This window comes from Rhodococcus sp. 14-2483-1-2, assembly GCF_002259405.1.
Classification (GTDB): Bacteria; Actinomycetota; Actinomycetes; order Mycobacteriales; family Mycobacteriaceae; genus Rhodococcoides.
The window spans coordinates 91,105-111,732 of record NZ_NPFW01000002.1 but is presented as its reverse complement, the minus strand read 5'-3'; the positions used below and the strand labels follow the sequence as shown (position 1 = coordinate 111,732).

17 protein-coding genes are annotated in these 20,628 nt (G+C 64.4%); 12 read left to right on the top strand and 5 right to left on the bottom strand.

Annotation, left to right across the window (positions count from 1 at the left end; translation table 11 throughout):
* Nucleotides 1-42: 42 nt before the first annotated feature.
* The 4 genes from CH295_RS00600 (at nucleotide 43) to CH295_RS00585 (ending at nucleotide 3,652) form a co-directional block, all read left to right on the top strand.
* On the top strand, nucleotides 43-1,050 hold the full coding sequence (locus CH295_RS00600) for a DNA polymerase III subunit beta family protein (RefSeq protein WP_094739475.1): 1,008 nt from the start codon (nucleotides 43-45) through the stop codon (nucleotides 1,048-1,050).
* Between the two features lie 88 nt (nucleotides 1,051-1,138).
* Nucleotides 1,139-1,840, top strand: coding sequence for a YqeB family protein (locus CH295_RS00595; protein ID WP_252341843.1), 702 nt, complete (start codon nucleotides 1,139-1,141; stop codon nucleotides 1,838-1,840).
* A gap of 10 nt (nucleotides 1,841-1,850) precedes the next feature.
* The gene (locus CH295_RS00590) at nucleotides 1,851-2,984 is read left to right on the top strand and encodes a sensor histidine kinase (protein WP_094633721.1); all 1,134 of its coding nucleotides are present in this window, start codon (nucleotides 1,851-1,853) and stop codon (nucleotides 2,982-2,984) included.
* The gene (locus tag CH295_RS00585) at nucleotides 2,972-3,652 is read left to right on the top strand and encodes a response regulator (protein ID WP_252341842.1); all 681 of its coding nucleotides are present in this window, start codon (nucleotides 2,972-2,974) and stop codon (nucleotides 3,650-3,652) included. The genes CH295_RS00590 and CH295_RS00585 overlap by 13 nt, the downstream gene beginning before the upstream one ends.
* Before the next feature lie 8 nt (nucleotides 3,653-3,660).
* Here CH295_RS00585 and CH295_RS00580 read toward each other — a convergent pair whose 3' ends face one another.
* Nucleotides 3,661-4,884, bottom strand: a complete 1,224-nt coding sequence (locus CH295_RS00580; RefSeq protein ID WP_252341841.1) for a serine/threonine-protein kinase — start codon at nucleotides 4,882-4,884, stop codon at nucleotides 3,661-3,663.
* 205 nt (nucleotides 4,885-5,089) lie between these two features.
* Here CH295_RS00580 and imuA' point away from each other — a divergent pair, with 205 nt between their 5' ends.
* From imuA' to CH295_RS00560, 4 genes are read left to right on the top strand one after another with little or no spacing between them, the layout of a single operon-like run.
* The gene (imuA', locus tag CH295_RS00575) at nucleotides 5,090-5,902 is read left to right on the top strand and encodes a DnaE2-dependent mutagenesis accessory factor ImuA' (RefSeq protein WP_170945693.1); all 813 of its coding nucleotides are present in this window, start codon (nucleotides 5,090-5,092) and stop codon (nucleotides 5,900-5,902) included.
* Nucleotides 5,899-7,473, top strand: coding sequence for a DNA polymerase Y family protein (locus tag CH295_RS00570; protein ID WP_094739473.1), 1,575 nt, complete (start codon nucleotides 5,899-5,901; stop codon nucleotides 7,471-7,473). Before imuA' ends, CH295_RS00570 begins: the two co-directional genes overlap by 4 nt.
* A 22-nt stretch (nucleotides 7,474-7,495) precedes the next feature.
* A complete protein-coding gene (locus CH295_RS00565; RefSeq protein ID WP_373453611.1) occupies nucleotides 7,496-8,260 on the top strand; it encodes an alpha/beta fold hydrolase in 765 nt (254 codons plus the stop codon).
* Nucleotides 8,261-8,270: 10 nt separating this feature from the next.
* A complete protein-coding gene (locus CH295_RS00560; protein ID WP_037188216.1) occupies nucleotides 8,271-8,780 on the top strand; it encodes a hypothetical protein in 510 nt (169 codons plus the stop codon).
* A gap of 10 nt (nucleotides 8,781-8,790) precedes the next feature.
* On the opposite strand, the gene CH295_RS00555 is transcribed toward CH295_RS00560, so the two are convergent.
* Together CH295_RS00555 and CH295_RS00550 are read right to left on the bottom strand one after the other, a co-directional pair.
* Nucleotides 8,791-10,791, bottom strand: a complete 2,001-nt coding sequence (locus CH295_RS00555) for an SDR family oxidoreductase (RefSeq protein ID WP_094739472.1) — start codon at nucleotides 10,789-10,791, stop codon at nucleotides 8,791-8,793.
* A 34-nt stretch (nucleotides 10,792-10,825) separates the two neighbouring features.
* Complete coding sequence (locus CH295_RS00550; RefSeq protein WP_037188211.1) at nucleotides 10,826-12,955, bottom strand: MMPL family transporter; 2,130 nt, start codon at nucleotides 12,953-12,955, stop codon at nucleotides 10,826-10,828.
* Between the two features lie 139 nt (nucleotides 12,956-13,094).
* Between CH295_RS00550 and CH295_RS00545 the strand changes: the two genes are divergently transcribed.
* The gene (locus tag CH295_RS00545; protein ID WP_094739471.1) at nucleotides 13,095-16,373 is read left to right on the top strand and encodes an error-prone DNA polymerase; all 3,279 of its coding nucleotides are present in this window, start codon (nucleotides 13,095-13,097) and stop codon (nucleotides 16,371-16,373) included.
* Nucleotides 16,374-16,396: 23 nt separating this feature from the next.
* A complete protein-coding gene (locus CH295_RS00540) occupies nucleotides 16,397-16,897 on the top strand; it encodes a metallophosphoesterase family protein (protein WP_094739470.1) in 501 nt (166 codons plus the stop codon).
* A 15-nt stretch (nucleotides 16,898-16,912) separates the two neighbouring features.
* On the opposite strand, the gene CH295_RS00535 is transcribed toward CH295_RS00540, so the two are convergent.
* Nucleotides 16,913-17,638 (bottom strand): SDR family NAD(P)-dependent oxidoreductase, encoded by a 726-nt coding sequence (locus tag CH295_RS00535; protein WP_037188205.1) that lies wholly within the window; start codon nucleotides 17,636-17,638, stop codon nucleotides 16,913-16,915.
* A gap of 77 nt (nucleotides 17,639-17,715) precedes the next feature.
* On the opposite strand from CH295_RS00535, the gene CH295_RS00530 reads away from it, so the two are divergent.
* Together CH295_RS00530 and CH295_RS00525 are read left to right on the top strand one after the other, a co-directional pair.
* Complete coding sequence (locus tag CH295_RS00530) at nucleotides 17,716-18,555, top strand: helix-turn-helix transcriptional regulator (RefSeq protein ID WP_094633726.1); 840 nt, start codon at nucleotides 17,716-17,718, stop codon at nucleotides 18,553-18,555.
* A gap of 120 nt (nucleotides 18,556-18,675) precedes the next feature.
* A complete protein-coding gene (locus CH295_RS00525; RefSeq protein ID WP_094739469.1) occupies nucleotides 18,676-19,605 on the top strand; it encodes an SDR family oxidoreductase in 930 nt (309 codons plus the stop codon).
* Nucleotides 19,606-19,651: 46 nt separating this feature from the next.
* Here CH295_RS00525 and CH295_RS00520 read toward each other — a convergent pair whose 3' ends face one another.
* A complete protein-coding gene (locus CH295_RS00520; protein WP_037188198.1) occupies nucleotides 19,652-20,605 on the bottom strand; it encodes a HAMP domain-containing protein in 954 nt (317 codons plus the stop codon).
* Nucleotides 20,606-20,628: the final 23 nt, after the last annotated feature.

The window sequence follows — 20,628 nt, the reverse complement described above, 5'->3', positions numbered from 1 at the left end:
CACGCTTGACCTTCGACCTACCCGAAGCCTCAGGATTTCACCATGACTGATTCGGACGAAGAATTCCTGACCATCGGTGCGTTCGCTCGCTTGAGCGGGCTGACCCCCAGCGCCCTACGGTTCTACGACGACTGTGCATTGCTGGTCCCGGCCCTCATCGACGCCAAGTCCGGCTATCGCTACTACACCCGAGCACAGGCGAAGCGGGCGAACATCATTCGCCAACTGCGCGAGATCGGCATGCCGCTCGACAAGGTGGCCTCCGCCCTCGACGGCGCCGGAGCTGCAGCGGTCGAGATCGTGGATCGGCACGTCGACGAGCTCGCCGCACGCGCACGGGCAGCAGTCGAGGCCGCAGTCTCCATCCGCCGGTTGTTCGACGAAAAGTACTGCACAGCAACGGTATCTGCCGCCGAGTTCGCGTCGGCGGTGAGACAGGTCGCGTCTGCGGCCGGAACGAGCGAGGAGTTTCCGGTGCTGCGGGGCGTGCTGATCGAGGTCGACGGCGGCACTGTCACCCTCACCGCAACGGATCGGTACCGACTCTCCACTCGCAGCCTCGTCGCACAGAGCTCGTCCGGTGCATCCTGGTCGCGTATTGCAGCGGTCGACTCGCTCGGGGCTCTACCTACGTCGGGGAACTGTGTGCTGACGGCAACCGACGACGCGATGATGCTCGAGTCCGAAGGCGTACAGCACACTGTGGATCTCGTCGACGGCGACTATCCCGACTGGCGGACGATCATCGACGGTCTGGCTCCGACCGCGACGAGGGTTGTGGTGCAACGAGATTTCGTTCCCCTCGACAGCGGCACGCTGCGGATCGATGCAGGCCCGGACGGCCTGACGGTCGAGGGTGTCGCCGTTCCCGCACGGGTCACCGGTTCCGAGACGACGGTGTTCTTCGACGCGGCCGTCCTGCAGGCTGCCGTCGCGTCGGCCGTCGGACCGGATCTGATGCTCGATATCGCCGCGCCGGACCAACCGATGCTGGTGCGGTCGGCAGTCGACGGCGCGCTGACGACACTGGTGATGCCCGTTCTCGGCTGATCGATGGTCGACGGCACCCGAAAGTCGGTGGAGAAGTGTCGACTTTCGATGACTGGGTACTTGCTTCCACACTCGATACCGTGGGGGTATGGACGACAAGATGCTCGGGGAGATCTCGCCGGCGGTGCTGTGGTTCTCCCGAGGCGACCGGTTCTTCCTGGTTGTCGGTGCCGTGATCGTCGGGGGCCTGCTGGGGTTCGCGCTGCCCTATGTGGCGTCCTGGGGAGCGTCGCTCACCTGGATACCGTTTCAGGGTCCGCTGGAGTTGATCGCCTCGTGGTCGCAGTGGTGGGTGAGGTACGTGTGTATCGGGGTGGGAGTACTGCTCGGGCTGGCTCTGGTGGCGGCCGCGTTCTACGACTCTGCACGGGTGGCGGTGTCGGAGGTGCAGGTACGCATCACCGAGAAGGGCGAAACCCTCACGGTGTCCAGGTCGCAGGTCGGGACGGTCTTCGTCGACGGCAAGGAACTGGTTCTGCTCGACGGTGCCTCGCGTCAGTTGGTGCGGGTGCCGATCGAGGAGAAGCGTGATGCCATCGAGGCGGCGTTCGTGGAGCGAGGTTACTCGGTCGCGACCGGCGATCCGTACGACGATCTGTATCACCTGTGGGTGCCCGAAACTCCTGGTTTGGCACCGGAAGTGAACGCGGTGCTCAAAGCTCGGGATATGGCGCTGAAGAAGAAAGCGGGTTCCGACGCACGCGAATTGCGTTCGGAGCTGGACAGACTCGGCGTGGTGGTGCGCGACAGAAAGACCAGCCAGTACTGGCGCCCCCTGGTTCGATCATGACGGCGCAGTCATGACGCTGCTGCGACGGCATCGAGAACGCGTATGGGATGTCGCCGCCATCGCGTTCGCACTGGTGTTGGTGTTGTCTGTGGCCGCAGGCACCGAGGGGATGACCACGACGCGCACGGTCGTGTCGATCGTCGTCGGTGTTCTCGGCTCTGTGTTGCTGTGGTGGCGGCGTCGATGGCCGATCGAGATCGCCGTAGCGCTGGCGGTGTGCACGATCCTGACCGATGCAGTGGGTGGTGCCGAGCTGGTCGCCATCTTCACGGTTGCGTCTCGACAGTCGTGGCGGGTCACCACCGCGGTGGTGGTTCTGCATCTCGCGGCGTCGATGATCTGGACGACTGTGTGGGCCGAACAGTCCGTCCTGTACATCGGGATCCTCAGTGTGGCTCTTCTCAGCATTCCCGCCGCGTGGGGCTCGGTCGTCAAGGCCCGCCGCGAGGTGATCGATTCTCTGCGTGAGCGGGCCGAGCGAGCGGAATCCGAATCGAATCTGCGTGCCGAGACCGTCCGGGGACTCGAACGGGAGCGGATCGCGCGAGAGATGCACGACGCTCTTGCACATCGGATTTCGTTGGTCAGCCTCCATGCCGGAGCGCTCGAGGTCCGGCCGGACGTCGGTGCAAAGGAAGTCGAGGCAATCGCGTCGACCATCAGACTCAATGCACACGGTGCCCTCGAGGATCTGCGGGAGATATTGGGAGTGCTTCGATCGGGTGTCGCGGCCTCGGCGCGTCCACAACCGGGTGTGGTGGACATCGGCGAACTGATCGAGGATTCGGAGAAGGCCGGTACTCGGGTGACGTTCGTCGACGAGATGCCCTCGGACACAACGCTGACGCCCTCTGTTTCCCGCACCGTTCATCGGGTGATTCAGGAAGGTCTGACCAACGCCAGAAAGCACGCGCCCGGCCTGCCGGTGCGCTGCGGAATTGCGCTGGTGGGTGGTGAGCTTAGAGTGTGGCTCGAAAACGGTCTCGCTACAGAGAGTTTCGCGGCAGTACCCGGTTCGCGGTCGGGAATGATCGGTCTGAGCGAACGTATCGAGTTGGCCGGTGGACGAATCGAGTACGGAATCGCGCGTCGCGGCGACGGAGTGGTCTACCGTCTGGAAGCGTGGTTGCCGTGCCCGAAATAACCGATGGTCCCGATGCGCTCACAGTGGTGCTGGTCGACGACGACGCGTTGGTCCGCGCAGGCCTGTCGCTGATCCTGAGCTCGGATCCCGGAATCAGGGTGATCGGTGAGGCGTCCGACGGTCGCAGTGGCATCGAGGTAGTGCGTGCGTCGACTCCCGACGTGGTTCTGATGGACGTGCGGATGCCGGTCATGGATGGGCTCGCGGCCACCGAAATGCTTCGCGCAGAGGGGTTCACGGCAGCCATCGTGGTGTTGACCACCTTCGATACCGACGAGTATCTGCTGCGGGCACTGCGGGTGGGCGCAAACGGATTCCTGCTCAAGGACACACCGCCGCGGGACATCGTCGACGCGGTGCATCGCGTCGGAACCGGGGAATCGATGTTGTCGCCGACGGCGGTCGGACGCTTGGTTGCCCACTGGCGTGAGCAGGACGCTCGATCGCACGACTCCACCACGGCGCGGGCACGAGCCCTGCTCGATTCTCTGACCGATCGCGAACGCGAGGTTGCGGGTGCCGTCGGGTCGGGGAAGTCCAATGCGGAGATCAGTGCCGAGTTGTACATGAGTGTGGCGACCGTGAAGACCTACGTCTCGCGAATCCTCACGAAACTGGAGTGCAGCAACAGAGTTCAGATCGCGATCATCGTGCACGAGTCGCGTTGAGGGCGCGACTACAGTAGAAGGGCGATCACCAGAACCAGAACGATCACGACGACGAGAACGAGGGCGGCGAGAATCGCGGTCGACGGAATCGACGTGCGGTCACCGATGACGTCCTCGATCCGCATCAGGACGTCGTCGATCGGGTTCTTCTTCTTTTTCGGCAGGTCGAACGGCGGTGGCGAGTACGTCGAAGGAACCGGATTGGCTTGGCTCTCACCGGGTTGCACGGCCGGTAGGCCCGCGATGGTTCTGCCGAACTCCCGCGACGGACGGCGAGATTCGGAGACCGGTGTCGAGCGCCTCGCCCATGCCGGGACCACGCCGTCCGCAGACGTCAGAGGCACCCCGCGCAGCTGAGCGATGGTGCCGCGCTTGCTGATCGCGGCGACGATGATCTCGTCGCGGGCCTGCGCCATGGTGGGGCGTCGGGCAGGATCGGGCTCGAGCATGTGCAGCAACGGGCCCGTGAGATCGCCGCTACGGGTGGGAGCGATGATCTGCCCCTTGGCAACTCGGTGCAGAAGTGCAATCGAATCGTGATCGATGTCGAACGGCGGTTTGCCTTCGATGGCCGTGTACAGCGTTGCGCCGAGGGAGAACACGTCGCTGGCTGCGGTGGGATCCTGTCCGCGCGCGACCTCGGGTGCGAAATATGCCGGGGTGCCGGTGATCACGCTGTCGTCGGCTTCTTCGACGTCTCCCTTGGCGCGGGAGATGCCGAAGTCGCTGATCTTGACGATGCCCAGGTCCTTGCCGCGATCGGCGATCAGAATGTTGCCCGGCTTGATGTCTCGGTGCACGATTCCGGCCTCGTGCGCCTCGGTCAGTGCGTCGGCGATCTGTGCGCCGATCTGAGCGACCTCGAACGGTGGTAGCGAGTCGGTGGTGCCGAGTGCCTGCGCGAGACTGCGCGAGGACAGGTATTCCATGACCAACCACGGCTCACCGTCGACGAGGGCGACGTCGTGCATCGCGATGGCGTGGGGGCTGGAGAGTCGGGCAGCGATCCGGCCCTCGCGCATGGCCCGGTTGCGTACTTCCACGGCCTGCTGTGGGCTCAACCGAGTGGTGGACGTGACCTGCTTGACGGCCACCTGACGGTGCAGAAGCGTGTCGGTGGCGAGCCATACCGCGCCCATGCCTCCACCGCCGAGTTTGCCGGCGAGGCGGTATCTGCCTGCCAAGAGGTAGTCGGGCCCGACGCCCCGTCCAACACGCTGCTGATCCGTCACGTCCACAGGTTAGTTGACGATGACGGGACGTGCCTGCAGCCGAGGAACGGAGGCATCTACCAGGGACTTCGCCATCACCTTGACGAGTTGCCGTCCGAGCGGCTTTACTGAGTGCAGATCGAAATTGTGTTCGAATACGCCACTTCCCGCGTTCGTCGAACACCGATGTTTCGGCTCGATTTTCTACGCCGCGAAGGGGAGTGACATGACTGTATCGGGAGCTTCCGTCACGCCGGATGCGCTCGACGGGTTGTCGCTGCCGGAGCGCGTGGCGTTGCTGCGTAGCCGGATGGCTGCCGTGCCTTCCCGGGGCGAAACGGCGTCGGTGCGCATCGAGAATTCCGACCCCGTCGAGCCCGTGCACCCGGAACCGTCGACGCAGCGTCCAACACGTCAGCGGCCCGTTCTTCCGGTGCCGTCTGCGCTGATCGAGGTGCTACCGCACGGTGGGCTGGTGCGTGGAACGGTGGCCTCGGTGTCCGGCGCAGGCTCGCTCCTGATCGGGTTGGTCGCTGCGGTGACCGGTGCCGGTGGCCATGTGGCCGTCATCGGGCAGCCTCGTTTCGGCATTCTGGCCGCGGTGGAGATGGGCGCACAGTTGAGCAAGCTGGCCCTGATTCCCGATCCTGGTCCCGACCCGGTGGAAGTGGCGGCCATTCTGCTCGACGGTGTCGACCTCGTCGTGCTCGGTCTCGGCGGTCTGTCGGTATCGCCCACTCGGGCCAGGGCCGTGGTGGCCAGAGCGCGTAGCAAGGGGTCGACGCTGCTGGTGACCGATGGGCACTGGGACGGCGCAGAGCTACGACTGGACGCATCGGTGCACGGATACGACGGCCTCGGCACGGGCCGGGAGCTCGGCCGCGGCCGACTGCGCGGCGTCCGGTTGTCGGTGTGCGCGCGCGGCAAGGCGATGCGGCCCCGCACCGTTCGACTCGACCTGCGTTCGGAGAACGGTCGCATCGAATGGCATGCCGAGAAGCTCGAACAGAATCCATTGTCGATCGCGGTCTCCACATGAGCATCGACCGTCCCAGCCGAGTTCTGGCGCTGTGGTGCCCCGATTGGCCTGCCGTTGCAGCCGCTGCCCAGGCCGATCTTCCTGCGACGCATCCGGTGGTCGTCACCTCCGCCAATCGGGTCGTCGCGTGCTCGGCGACGGCACGGGCATCGGGCATCAAGCGCGGCCTGCGCCGTCGGGAAGCGCAGGCGCGGTGCCCGGATGTGCATGTCGCTCTGGCCGATACCGATCGTGATGCGCGACTGTTCGAGCCCGTGGTCTCGGCCGTCGCCGCCATTGCACCGGGAGTCGAAGTGCTGCGACCTGGCCTGCTGGTTCTCTCTGCCCGCGGCGTCGGACGGTATTTCGGTACCGAGCATCGGGCCGCGGAACGGTTGATCGACGAAGCGTCGGCTGCCGGTGTGGAATGTCAGATCGGTATCGCCGACGAGCTGTCCACTGCGGTCGTCGCCGCGCGGTATACACAGGTGGTGCCGCGCGGCGGGGGTGCAGGATTTCTCGCGCCGTTGCCGGTGGCAGAACTCTCGGCTGAACCGAGCATGTCCGCTGCCGATCGCGGTGAGCTGGTGGATCTGTTGCGCCGCTTGGGTTTACGAACCATCGGCGATTTCGCTGCACTGTCTCCGGGTGATGTCGCCTCGCGGTTCGGTACCGATGCGGTGTTGGCGCATCGCAGTGCCAGGGGCGAGCCCGAACGTCCGCCGTCGGCCAGGGCTCTGCCGCCGGATCTGGATGTGGAGTACCTGTGCGATCCGCCGATCGATCGGGTCGACGCAGCTGCGTTCGCCGGGCGCGGGTTGGCCGAGCAGTTGCACACCAAGCTCGCTGCCGCTGCCGTTGCGTGCACTCGTCTGTTGGTGCATGCCAGTACCGGTAACGGCGAGAATCTGTCGAGGATCTGGCGGTGCGCGGAGCCGTTGACTCCGGAGGGGACAGCCGACCGCGTGCGGTGGCAACTGGACGGCTGGATCACCGGGCGCAGCGAGAACAAGCCGACGTCCGCGATCACCGTTCTGCGGCTCGAACCGATCGAAGTGGTGGCCGCAGGTGAGCTGCAACTTGGTTTGTGGGGCAGTGTCGGGGACGAGGACGAGAGGGCGCGTCGGGCGTTGGTGCGCGTGCAGGGTCTGCTCGGTGGGGAATCGGTGCTCGGTGGTGTGCTCAGCGGCGGCCGCGGGCCGGCCGAGCGGATTACGCTGCGTCCGCTGGGCGACGAGTTGGTGCCGATGTCCGATCCGTCGGATCCCTGGCCGGGACGTCTACCGGAGCCTGCTCCGGCGGCAGTGATCGAGACACGTCCGACGGTGACGCTGATGAATCGGGCGGGAACCGGAATCGGCGTCACCGATCGTGGGGTGTTCGATGCTCCGCCGTCGCGATTGCGCTGGGGAACCAAGGAATGGGGACTGACGGGTCTGGCCGGACCGTGGCCGGTGGACGAGCGATGGTGGGACAGTGGCCACGCGTCGACGGGTCCGACGGCGCGAGCCCAGGTGGTGCTCGACGACGAAAGGGCCTTGCTGCTGGTCTTCGACGAGGGTCGGTGGCGGGTGGAAGGAATCTACGAATAGCGGCACCGCTACCGTCGAAGGAATGCAGATGATGTCGGAGACGGTCGACCTCGATGGCGTCGATATCGCGTATCGCTCGTTCACCCCGCTGGGGCACGCGAACTCGAATGCGGCACCGGTGATGCTGGTGCACGGCATGGGCGGTGACAGCACAACCTGGGATCGGTTCACCCGTGCACTCACCGCGCAGGGCAGCCGGGTGATCACCGTCGATCTGCGCGGACACGGCAAGAGCGCGCACACGTCCACGTACGAGTTCGATTCCTTCGGGGCAGACCTGCTGGCGCTGATCGACCACCTCGGGCTGAACGAAGTCGATCTCGTCGGACATTCCCTCGGCGGATACGCGGTCTCGCTCGTTGCGCAACGTCGCCCGCAGCTCGTTCGTCGTCTGGTACTCGAAGAGCTGCCGATACCGATTCGGCCGGGGGACGCTCCGCCGACCCTGACCGGCAAGATGCCGTCGGTCACCGAACTCTGGCACGCAGCGACCAGCGTCGTTCTGCATCCCCGCGCGGTACTCGCCTTCGATCGCTCGATGACCTCCACTGCTCTCGAACAGTTCCGTCGTCCGAATCCGCAGTGGTGGGCGTCGTTGGCCGACATCACTGCTCCGACGCTGGTGCTTCGGGGAGGTCCGGGCGGCATGGTCGATCCGGTTCGGCTCGACGCGATGGTCTCCGAGATTTCGACCTGTCGCGTCGAGGCGTTTCGCACCGGACACAGCATCCATCGCGACGGATACTCGGCGTTCGAGGCCGCCGTTCTCCCGTTCCTGACGCATTAGGGTTTCGGACATGACTATCGGTGCGCTCGATCGCAGAATGCTGGGCTGGTCGGCACTGTTCGTCGTATCCCAGGCCAACATTGCCCGACTTCTCGGCCCCGCAGCTCCGAAAGTGCTTGCCGTGCAGACGGCGTGGTCCGCCGAGCGTTATCGACAGATCCTGGCGAGCATGGACGAGACCGAGATCGCCAGGTTCCGCAGCCACTATCTGCCCGACTTCGTGCATCCGGCGATCTACGCCGTCGCACTGCGTGCAGGCGCACGCAGCCTGGCAGCGAAAACCCCGCTGAGCCCTGCGGCGACGACGGCATTGGCCGTCGCACCGGTGGCCTCCGCTGCCGGTGACTACATCGAGAACATCGTCGGATTGATACTGGTCGACAACCGCGAACAGATCACCGACACCGTCGTCCGCGCCACCACCGTGGTCAGCACCGTCAAATGGGTTCTGGCGATCGGCACCCTGACATACCTGAGTCAGGGATTCCTGCGCGTGTGGGGGAGAGCTCTGCTGCGGTGAATTCTGCCGGTCACCAGCTCGTGCCGGGTACCAATCTTCCGACGCGTCGGATTACTTTGCCGATGCGTGCGCTCGGAGTCCTCGGATCGTATCGGCGAACTCGGTAGGGCACTTTCCCGTCTTCGATCGTGATCGGTGTTTCACCCTTGGCTGCAGCGGATTCGGGGAATTTGCGGTAGTGCTGGTGCATCGTGCGGTCTTTGCCCTTGGGGGCGAACATGGCACCGAACTGCCCGAGTGTTCCCAGCGGAGTATCGATTCGCTTCGGCTTGTCGCTCAGTGCACGAATCACGATCGCGGCGGCCTTCTCCGGTGAGAAGACCGGGCCGACGTTCTTGTCGCCCGTCGGGGTGATCATCGGGGTGTCCACCAGGGGCATGTGGATGGTGGTGTAGGTGATTCCGTCCGAGAGTGTCTCTGCGGCAGCCACATCGGTGAAGCCGTCCAGCGCCGCCTTGCTGGCCACATAGGCGGAGAAACGGGGAGGGTGGCCCAGAACGGCAGCGCTGGAGAGGTTGACGACGTGTCCGAAGCTGCGTTCGCGCATGTGTGGCAACAGTGCGAGCACCAGTCGTATGGCCCCGAAGTAGTTGACGGCCATGGTGCGCTCGTAGTCGTGCAACCGATCGGTGGATCGATAGAGTGCGCGGCGGATGGATCGACCGGCACTGTTGACCAGCATGTCGACGTGATCGTGTTCGCTCAGAACGGTTTTCACTGTCTGGTCGACCGATTCGCTGTCGGTGACGTCGCACGAGTAACCGTAGGCGGTGCCGCCCGACTCGCGGATGTGCTCGACCACCTCGTCGAGTTGGTCCTGACCGCGCGCGAGCAGAATGACCACCGCGCCCTTGCGGGCAGCTGCTTCTGCGCTGGCTCGGCCGATTCCGGACGAACCACCGGTGATGACGATGTGACGGCCGAACAGCGGACCGCGTGGGTCGTTTCGGCGGTTGCGCTTGGGATCGAAGTTCTCCCGCCAGTGCATCCACACGCGATCGGCGTAGGTCCGCAGTGGTGGCGGTGTGATCGAGCTGCCCTGCAACGCTTTCTGCGTCGATGCCGACTCGAACACGGTGGGCAGAGTCAGGTGTTCGAGCATCACCGGTGGCACACCGAAATCGCGGAGGGCGGCATCGCGCTGCTTGCGTACGGCTCTGGACTTGGGGGAGACGACCGGAGCGACCAGTGCCCCTGGCACGTCGACGATTCTGGCGCGAGATCCGGCCGCCGACGAGAATGCGGCGTAGACCTCTGCCATCGACTGCGGCTCCGGATTGACCAGATGGAACACGCTGCCGGGAGAGGTGTCTCTATGCACGAGCTCGACGATGGCGTCGGCGACGTAGTCGACCGGAACGAGGTTGGTAGCGCCCATCTTCGGCACCGTGATCGGTAAGACGGACGGCAGCTTGGCAAGTTCCGCGAAGAACGGGAAGAAGTAGTACGGGCCGTCCACTTTGTCGATGGCACCGGTCTCCGAGTGGCCGATGATCGCGGCGGGCCGGTAGACCCGCCAGTCCGCAGCGCTGTCGCGCACCAGCTTCTCGGACTCGAATTTGGTGCGGTGGTAGGCAGTCGGAAAACCTTGTCCGAGGTCGAAGTCGTTCTCGGAGAACGTTCCTCGATAGTCGCCCGCAACGGCGATCGACGAGATGTGGTGCAGGCGGGCGCCGGTCTTCTCGGCGAGGCCGATCACCGAGGCGGTTCCGGCGACGTTGGTCGGGGTCTGCTCGTCACCTGCGGTCAGGTCGTAGACGGCTCCGAGGTGGAGGATGTGATCGACGTCGGCAGGCACCTCCCGGAGTCCGAGCTCCGGCTCGGTGAGGTCGCCGACCAGCGGGTGAATTCGGTCGCCGCCGTCGAGGTGCTGTGCGAGTCGCTCGAGGCGGGCCACCGAATGCGGACGCACCAGCACGTGGATCGCAGCGAGCGCATCACGTTCGAGCAATCGGGGCAGGACGTTCTTCCCGAGAAACCCGGTACCGCCGGTTACGATGTAGTTCGCCATGCGAGCCGACCTTACTCCGAAGTAAGTTCCGGTGCTAGTGCCCGATACCGGCTTTTTCGTGCACTTTCTTCATCCAGGCAGGTGCCCACCAATTGGCCTCGCCCATGAGTTTGATCAAGGACGGAACCAGCAACATACGGATGATCGTCGCGTCGATGATCAGAGCCAGAATGACTCCGACGCCGAGGAACTTCATGATCGACAGACCCGAGATCGTGAAGGCTCCGGTGACGACGATCAGAATCAACGCCGCCGCAGTGACGATGCGTCCGGTGCGTTGAGCGCCGAAGATCACCGCTTCCTCGGTGCTCGCTCCAGCCGCGCGAGCCTCGACCATGCGCGACATCAGGAACACCTCGTAATCGGTCGACAAACCGAAGATGACCGCGAGAATGAGCACCACGAACGTCGACTCGAGCGGTCCGGGGGTGACGCCGAGCAGGTCGGCTCCGTGGCCTTCCTGGAACACCCACGTGAGTGCGCCGAAGGTGGCAGCCAAGCTCAGTCCGGCCATCAGGACCGCCTTGATCGGCAGCACGATCGATCCGAACGCGAGGAACAGCAACACCAGCGTCGAGACGACCATGATGGCGATCATCACCGGTAGCCACTTCGCGATCGCCGCATTGCCGTCGTCGACATTGGCTCGTCCGCCGCCCACGAGGATCTCGGTGCCGTCCGGGGGAGCGATCGAGCGCAGCGCCGCTACTGCGTCGGATTGGGATTCGGCCTCGCTCAGCCCATCGGTCGGTTCGCTGTAGGACGCCCGCAACGTCACGAAATCGTCCTTGGAGCCCAGGAATTCGGCTCGGGCGATACCGGGCGTGGATTCCACAGCGGAGGTGAGCGCTGCAATCGGTGCGCCCTGAGGCTTGACGCCGTCCAGGCCGCGCAGCACCACGGTTGCGCCCTCGCCGGTGGATTCGAAGTCGGAACCGAGAGTTTCGAATGCCATGCGCGCAGGGTTGTCCTTCGGCAGCGCCGTGTAGTCGACCTCTCCGAGTGAGACCTTCAGGATCGGGGTGGCGATGATCAGCAACCCGGCGACGATGACGGCAGCGACGATGCCCGGATGCTTCATGACGCGGGTGACGACGCCGCCCCAGAACTTGTGTGCGCGTGCATCACTGCGATCGGATGCAGTTCGTGACCATGTCCAGGAGTTGATGCGGGTGCCGAGAATGGCGAGCAGTGCCGGGACAGCGGTCAGTGACAGGACGGCCGCGCTCGCCACCGCCGCCATGGCTCCGAACCCGAGGGACCTGATCACCGCCTGCGGAAAGACGAGCATGCCGGCGAATGCGCAGATCAGGAGTAGTCCGGAGAAGACGACGGTCTTGCCCGCGGTGGATACCGTGCGGATGGTCGCGTCGATCGGCGTCAGTCCACCGCGCAATTCTTCGCGGAACCTACTGACGATGAACAGTCCGTAGTCGATGGCCAGGCCGAGTCCCAGCAACGACGCGACGTTGATGGAGAACGAGCTGACTTCGGTGAACTCGGTGAGCACCCGCAGGATCGCGAGCGAACTGAGCACGCTCAGAATGCCGACGAACACCGGAACCGCTGCAGCGACCACGCCGCCGAAGATGAAGATCAGTAGCAGCAACGTGATGGGAACAGCGATGATCTCGGAGCGGATCAGGTCGCGTTCGAGGGTTTCGCTGAGCGAGACTCCCACCACCGACGCGCCGGCGAACTGCGATTCGATTCCGGGCACTTCGAGCTGTGGAGGAAGTTCGCCGAAAGTATTGAACGTGACGCCCGAGTTCGCGCCGAGAGACACCGTGGCCAACGCCTTGGTTCGGTCCTTGGAGACCAGGAATTCCTTGCTGACCGGGTCTGCGCTCCAGTACGAACTGACGTTGCCGAGGGTGTATCGACTGCTGAACTCGTCGAGCGTCGCCTGCACCTGCGGTCCGATGTCGTCGATCGTCCTGCCCTCGGGGGCGGTGTAGATCGCGACGATGTCGGGGGTCGGTTGGCCGATGCCCTGCACCAGTCGCGCGACCTCGGACGATTCACTGCCTGCGTCGGCGTAACCGCCCTCGCTCAGTTTCGAGAAGACGCCGAGTCCGAAGATCCCGCCGACGGCGACGACGGCGACGACAACAGCGAGTGCCCATCGTTTGTGCGATACGACGAACGATGCCCAACGCGTCACGTCTGTGCTCCGGCTCTGTGAAAGGGATTCGGTGAAAAGGGTCGATGGCGATTCGACTCTAGTTGATCCGTGTCGGACCCTCGTGTTCTCATTAGAACAAGTGTTCGATGAGACGGCAGTGTGAAGGTGGGTGGGCTCGATGGGATGGAACGACGGACCACCCACGTGGTCGGAGATGGAACGAGTTCTGTCCGGGCGTCCCAAGCCTGCGGCCGAGGGTGATGGTGGCGACAGCCCGGCCTGGTCCCGGAAACGAGAAGCCTACGAGGGGCCTCGCCACCGCGAGCCGGTGCGCCCGGCAACGCCGTACGCGGAATTGCATGCGCACTCGGCGTTCAGCTTTCTCGACGGTGCCTCGCAGCCCGAGGAGATGGTCGAGGAGGCGGTACGCCTTGGCCTCGAGTCCATCGCCATCACCGATCACGACGGTTTCTACGGAGTCGTGCGCTTTGCCGAGGCGGCCAGAGCTCTCGGCATCGGAACCGTGTTCGGTGCCGAACTCTCGCTGGACACACATCGATCCCGAGCCGGGGAGACCGATCCCGACGGCACTCATCTACTGGTGCTCGCTCGCGGCCAGGAGGGGTATCGCCGGCTCTCACGTCGGATCGCAGCTGCACACCTGGCAGGTGGGGTCAAAGGTAAGCCGCAGTACGACATCGACGAACTCACCGAATCGGCGGGCGGTCACTGGCAGATTCTCACCGGTTGCCGAAAGGGACATGTCCGGCAGGCGCTCTCGCGTGGTGGTCCGGAGGCGGCAGAGGCCGCGCTGCGCGCTCTCGTCGACCGGTTCGGATCCGATCGTGTCACCGTCGAACTCACCCGGCACGGCGTCGCGGACGACGACGAGCGCAACGACGCTCTCGCGACGCTGGCTCGGCGGTACGGCCTTCCGACGATCGCCACCACGGCCGCGCACTACGCCAGTCCTCGCAGCAGGAGATTGGCCATGGCGATGGCCGCTGTGCGCGCACGGAGCAGCTTGGACGAGGCTGCCGGTTGGTTGGCACCGACCGGCGGCGGACATCTACGTTCCGGGGCGGAGATGTCGGAGCTGTTCCAGCACTATCCGGGCGCGGTGCGCGGTGCCGTCGAGCTCGGTCGTGAGTGTTCGTTCGATCTGACGTTGATCGCGCCGCGCCTGCCGCCGTTCGATGTGCCCGACGGATACACCGAGATCAGCTATCTTCGTCGACTCACGTTCGAGGGGGCCGCACGCCGGTACGGCTCGCAGTCGGCGAACCCGGCGGCCTATTCGCAGCTCGAGTACGAGCTCGACATCATCGAGAGGCTCGAATTCCCCGGCTACTTCCTGGTGGTCCACGACATCGTCCACTTCTGCAAGACACACGACATCCTCTGTCAGGGAAGAGGTTCGGCGGCAAACTCGGCTGTCTGTTTCGCGATCGGCATCACCAACGTCGATCCGGTGGCGAACAAGCTGCTGTTCGAGCGGTTCCTCGCACCCGAGCGTGATGGACCCCCCGACATCGACATCGACATCGAATCCGATCGACGCGAAGAAGCGATCCAGCACGTCTACGCCAAGTACGGCCGCACTCATGCCGCTCAGGTGGCCAACGTCATCACCTATCGCGGCAAGTCCTCGGTGCGAGACATGGCCCGTGCGCTCGGCTTTTCGCAGGGGCAGCAGGACGCATGGAGCAAGCAGATCACCCGTTGGTCGGGAATCGGAGATCAGGAGGGCGACGGTATCCCCGAGTCCGTTCTCGAACTCGCGCGGCAGATCGAGGGCTTCCCTCGCCACCTCGGTATTCACTCCGGTGGCATGGTGATCTGCGATCGGCCGATCGCCGACGTCTGCCCGGTGGAATGGGCGACGATGGAGAACCGCAGTGTGCTTCAGTGGGACAAGGACGATTGTGCCGCAGTGGGTTTGGTGAAGTTCGACATGCTCGGGCTCGGCATGCTCTCGGCGCTGCACTACATGATGGACCTGATCGCCGAGCACAAGAGCATCGATATCGAACTCGCCTCGATCGACCTGTCCGAGCCCGAGGTGTACGAGATGCTGCAGCGAGCCGATTCGGTGGGGGTGTTCCAGGTCGAGTCCCGCGCGCAGATGGCCACTCTGCCGCGGCTCAAGCCGCGGAACTTCTACGATCTGGTGGTCGAGGTGGCGCTGATCCGTCCCGGTCCGATCCAGGGTGGTTCGGTGCACCCGTACATCAAGCGCCGCAACGGACTCGAGCCGGTGATCTTCGAGCATCCGTCGCTCAAGAAGGCGCTCGATCGAACTCTGGGCGTTCCGCTGTTCCAGGAACAGCTGATGCAGATGGCGATCGACGTCGCCGGTTTCAGTGCCGCCGACGCCGATCAACTGCGCCGCGCCATGGGATCGAAACGGTCACCGGAGAAGATGGAACTGCTGCGGGGGCGGTTCTACGACGGGATGCGCGATCTTCACGGCATCACCGGCGCGGCGGCGGACCGAATCTACGAAAAGCTGTCGGCTTTCGCCAATTTCGGCTTCCCCGAGAGCCATTCGCAGAGCTTCGCCTCACTGGTGTTCTACTCGTCGTGGTTCAAGTTGCACCATCCGGCGGCGTTTTGTGCAGGTTTGCTGCGCGCCCAACCGATGGGTTTCTACTCACCGCAATCTTTGGTCGCCGATGCCAGGCGGCACGGTGTGCTCGTCCACGGTGCAGACGTGAACGCCAGTCTCGGCCATGCGAATCTCGAGGGAGACGGCCTCGAGATTCGTATGGGGTTGGCGGATGTGAAGTTCATCGGGACCGCAGTGGCCCAGAAGATCGTCGACGCGCGAGAGACACACGGGCCGTACACCTCGTTCCTGGACCTGACGGGACGCGTCGAACTGTCGGTTGCACAGGCGGAAGCACTGGCCACGGCAGGCGCACTCGGGTGCTTCGGCATCACACGTCGAGAGGCGCTGTGGGCTGCGGGCGCGGCAGCGGGGGAGCGTCCGGGCCTGCTTCCTGGCATCGGAGCATCGACGAAAGCGCCTGCGCTACCGGGAATGTCGGATCTCGATCTGGCCTCGGCCGACGTCTGGGCAACCGGTGTGTCACCGGATTCCTATCCCACGCAGTTCTTTCGCGATCGGCTCGATTCATTCGGCGTGATTCCCGCGAACCGGCTGCTGCAGATTCCGGATGGCGACCGAGTGCTCGTCGGCGGAGCGGTGACGCATCGCCAACGGCCGGCCACTGCCGGAGGCGTCACGTTCATCAACCTCGAGGACGAGACCGGCATGGTCAACGTGGTGTGCTCGGTCGGATTGTGGGCCAAGTACCGCAAGTTGGCGATCACGGCTCCGGCGTTGCTGATTCGAGGCAAAGTACAGAACGCCGAGGGGGCGGTGACCGTGGTGGCCGATCATCTGCAACTGATGGATCTGCGAGTCGCATCCAGATCCAGGGACTTCCGATGAGGCACGAAGTGCACAATCGAGGGGTGAAGCTACTGCTGATTGCCGACACTCATCTCCCGAAACGGGCTCGCGCATTGCCCGACGAGGTGTGGACCGCTGTGGACGACGCCGATGTGGTGATCCATGCAGGCGACTGGGTGAACCTGGCTGCGTACGAGGAACTCTCGCAGCGGTCACGTCGACTGATCGCGTGCTGGGGCAACAACGACGGCGAGGAGCTGCGAGCTCTGATGCCCGAACGCGCCGACGTCGTACTCGGCGGGGTGCGGTTCACCGTGATCCATGAGACCGGTGCCGCGACGGGACGGGAACGACGTATGGCAGCGGCATACCCGGACACGGACGTGCTCGTATTCGGGCACAGTCACATACCGTGGGACACGGTCGCAGACAACGGTCTACGGCTGCTGAACCCGGGATCGCCGACGGATCGGCGTCGGCAACCGTTCTGTACGTACATGACGGCCACAGCCGAAGACGGTGCGCTCACTGACGTGGAGCTGCACCGCATCGCCCCTCGATAGAGGTGACCGAAGTACTCACATTCCGCCGGCCACCCTGATGACGGTTCCGGTCGCGTATCGCGCATCCTCGGACAACAACCACGACACCGCACCGGCGATCTCGTTCGGCACACCGGGACGGCCGAGGGGAATGCTCGACGCCATCTTCTGTGGCCGTTCACGATCGCGGTGGAAGTCGGTCTCGATGATGCCGGGTGCCACTGCATTGACGCGAATATTCTGCGCAGCAACTTCTTTCGACAGTCCGACCGTCAGAGTATCGACAGCCGCCTTGGCCGCCGCGTAGTGGACGTACATTCCAGGACTGCCCAGGGTCGCGGCAGCGGAGGAGATGTTGACGATCGAGCCACCCGATCCGGTCATCGCCGCGATCGCGTACTTGCAGCAGGTGAGTACCCCGACGAGATTCACGTCGAGGTCCGCTCTGATGGTCTCGATGTCGTTGTCCACCAGCGCCCCCACAGCCCGTGCCGAACCGGCGTTGTTCACGAGACCGGTGACTGCGCCGATCTCGGCGGCTGCGGTGAAGAGATCGATCACCGCCTGCTCGTCGGTGGTGTCGGCGCGTACGGCGATCACCGTTCGGCCGTCGGTCGACAATTCGGCGGCCAACGCTTCCGCGGCAGTGGCGTCGGAGCGATAGCCGATCACCACATCGTGCCCGTCGGACACCAACCGCCTGGACACCGCAGCACCGATTCCACGGCTTCCGCCGGTGACGACGGTCAGGGCAGGACTCATCTCTCGACAATAGCCACCGCGCAGCAGGCACAATTCATGCAGGCGCGATGCGCACGCACGGGAAAGAGGGAACCGACGTGATCGATCGACCGGAATTGGCAGCGTTTCTACGGCAGCGACGGCAGTCGCTGCAGCCGGAGGACGTCGGGCTGCCACGGGGGCAGCGCAGACGCACACAGGGCCTCCGCCGTGAGGAGGTCGCTGAGCTGTGCCACATGTCTACCGACTACTACGCACGACTCGAACGAGCTACCGGGCCCGCCCCGTCGGCGCAGATGATCGCCTCCATCGCACAGGGATTGCACCTGTCACTCGGCGAGCGTGATCACGTGTTCCGACTCGCCGGGCACAATCCTCCCGTCCGCGGGTCGTCGAGCGACCACATCAGCCCGGGAATGCTACGAATTCTGGACCGCCTGAACGACACGCCCGCCGAGATCGTGTCCGAAATCGGAGAGACGCTCCGTCAGACACCGCTGGGCGCGGCACTGACAGGTGATGCCTCGCAGCGCACCGGCCCCGAGCGAAGTCTGGGGTATCGCTGGTTCACCGACCCCGAGGCCCGGCAGTCGTATCCGCCCGAAGAGCGTGCAGTGCTGTCTCGGGTGTACGCGTCGGGGCTGCGCGAGATCGTCACTCTTCGCGGACCCGACTCGAGAGCTGCGCACCTGTCCACAGAGCTGCTCGAGGTCAGCGAGGAATTCCGAACCCTGTGGGCGAAACGCGAAGTGGGCGTTCACCCACCCGAGTCCAAACGATTTCTGCACCCGACGGTCGGCCTGCTGCAACTGAACTGCCAGACCCTTCTCGACCCCGAACAAGAGCATCGTCTGCTGGTGTACACGGCCGTCCCCGGCAGTGAAAGCTACGCCAAATTGGAGCTGCTCGCGGTGGTGGGAACTCAGGTTCTGTCCTGACGCGATCCACGGTGTCGGCCGTATCAGTGGATCGGGAAGTCCTGGATGAGCTCGTGGTAATCGTCGAACATGGGTTCTGCAGATCGAATCCGCAGATCGACACCAGCACAGGAGCTTGTCATGGGCCGCACAGCACACACATCCCTTCCCGATCTGACGGGGAAGATTGCCGTCGTCACGGGAGCAAGCGACGGGATCGGAACGGTCATCGCCACGCAGCTCGCTCGCTCCGGTGCCGAGGTCGTCATGCCGGTGCGCTCGGCCACCAAGGGGGAGCGGGCAGCCGAATCGATCCGAGTCGCGGTGCCGGGAGCGAAGGTCACCACTCGGGCGCTGGATCTGTCGTCCTTGGAATCCGTTTCCGCCCTGGTGGACGACTTGTCATCCGATGGCCGGGCGATCGACATACTCGTCAACAATGCAGGTGTCATGCAGCCACCTGCGCGTCAGGTCACCGAGGATGGATTCGAGCTGCAGTTCGGTACCAATCACCTCGGCCACTTCGCGCTCACCCTCGGTCTGCTGCCGCTGCTGCGGAAAGGTAATGCGCGGGTCACCCATCAGACGAGCATTGCGGCACGGTCGGGGACCATCAATTGGGACGACCTCAACTGGGAGCGTTCCTACGACGTCATGAAGGCCTACAGTCAATCGAAGCTCGCGGTGGCTCTGTTCGCACGCGAACTCGAGGCTCGTAGTAGTGCAGGCGGCTGGGGAATCACCAGCAACATCGCTCACCCGGGAATTTCGCCGACCAACTTGCTTGCGGCACAACCGGGATTGGGGCGACCGAAGGATTCGGCCGGCAGACGATTGATCGGCGTTCTTGCCCGCGTCGGCATTGCGGGCACTGTGGACAGCGCAGCGCAGCCAGGACTGATTGCGGCCGCGGGTAGCGACGCGCGTGGGGATCAGTTCTTCGGTCCTAAGCGAATCATCGGCGGGCCACCGACCGAGGTCGGCATGTGGAAGCCCATGCGCAGGATGGACGATGCACATCGCTTGTGGGATGCCTCGGAACAACTGACCGGTGTGCGACTCTCGTCCTGAACGGCACTGGTTTCGAACGGCACTGGTCCTGAACGGTTCTCGGCCGTCACTGCGGGGTGGGCGCGGGCTCCCGGGCATGGTCGACCAGGTCGTGCACCAGCCCGTTGATGACGTCCATCTGAGTGATGACTTCGACGCGCAATCGGTCCTGCTCGTCCTCCGGCATGTCCGGGGTGTCCGGCCGGTCGAGGGACATCAATAGATCGATGTTGGTGCGCAATGCTGTCAGCGGCTCCATCAGTTCCGCGCCGGCATCGATGATCAGCTGACCCTGCCGTGCTCGCGAACGAGACAGGGAGGCCAACATCTCGTTGAAGCTGTTGGCCAGTGATGCCAGTTCGTCGTCTCCGTTGACGTCGATGGGCTCGAAATCTCCTGTGCGGGCGACGCGTTCGGTAGCGGCCCGCAGTCGCCTGACCGGTCGGAGTCCGGTGCGTGCGACGGCGGCACCGGCTACGCCTGCCAATGCGACGAGAAACGCCCCGACGAGGACCAGGGCGAGCGTGAGCTTGCCAAGAAGAGGTGACGCTCCGCTGAGAGCCTCGGCCACCAGGATCGTTTCGCCGGAGTCGGTGCGCTTGGCGGAAATGTAATAGCCCCGTACCTCGCGCAAGGATTGATCGACGTCACCGTCGATGACCGATATTTCTGCATCGTCCAGAACGCCGTCGGAATTGGTGAACGGCTCGGAGCCGTTCGTGGACGTCACCAAAGTTCCGTCGCTCATCGCGAAGGCGACCTTCACTGCGGTTCCCTCGGTGTCTTCGATGCCGAAGCCGAAGATATCGGCCGGAACGCCTGATGCTGCGCTGGCAATGATGGCGTCGCTGTTGCGTTCGACGCGGTCGATGATCTGTGAGCGGAGGGCCTGCTCTGCGACGAGATAGATCGCAAGAGCGCTGACTGCGACTGCCAGGGCTGCCACGCTCATCGTCAACACTCGGATGCGGCCGTGCAACGACAGTGCTCGCGGGCGAGCGGTTGCACGTGAATTGCTCATTTCTCGAGTATGCCGGTCGACGA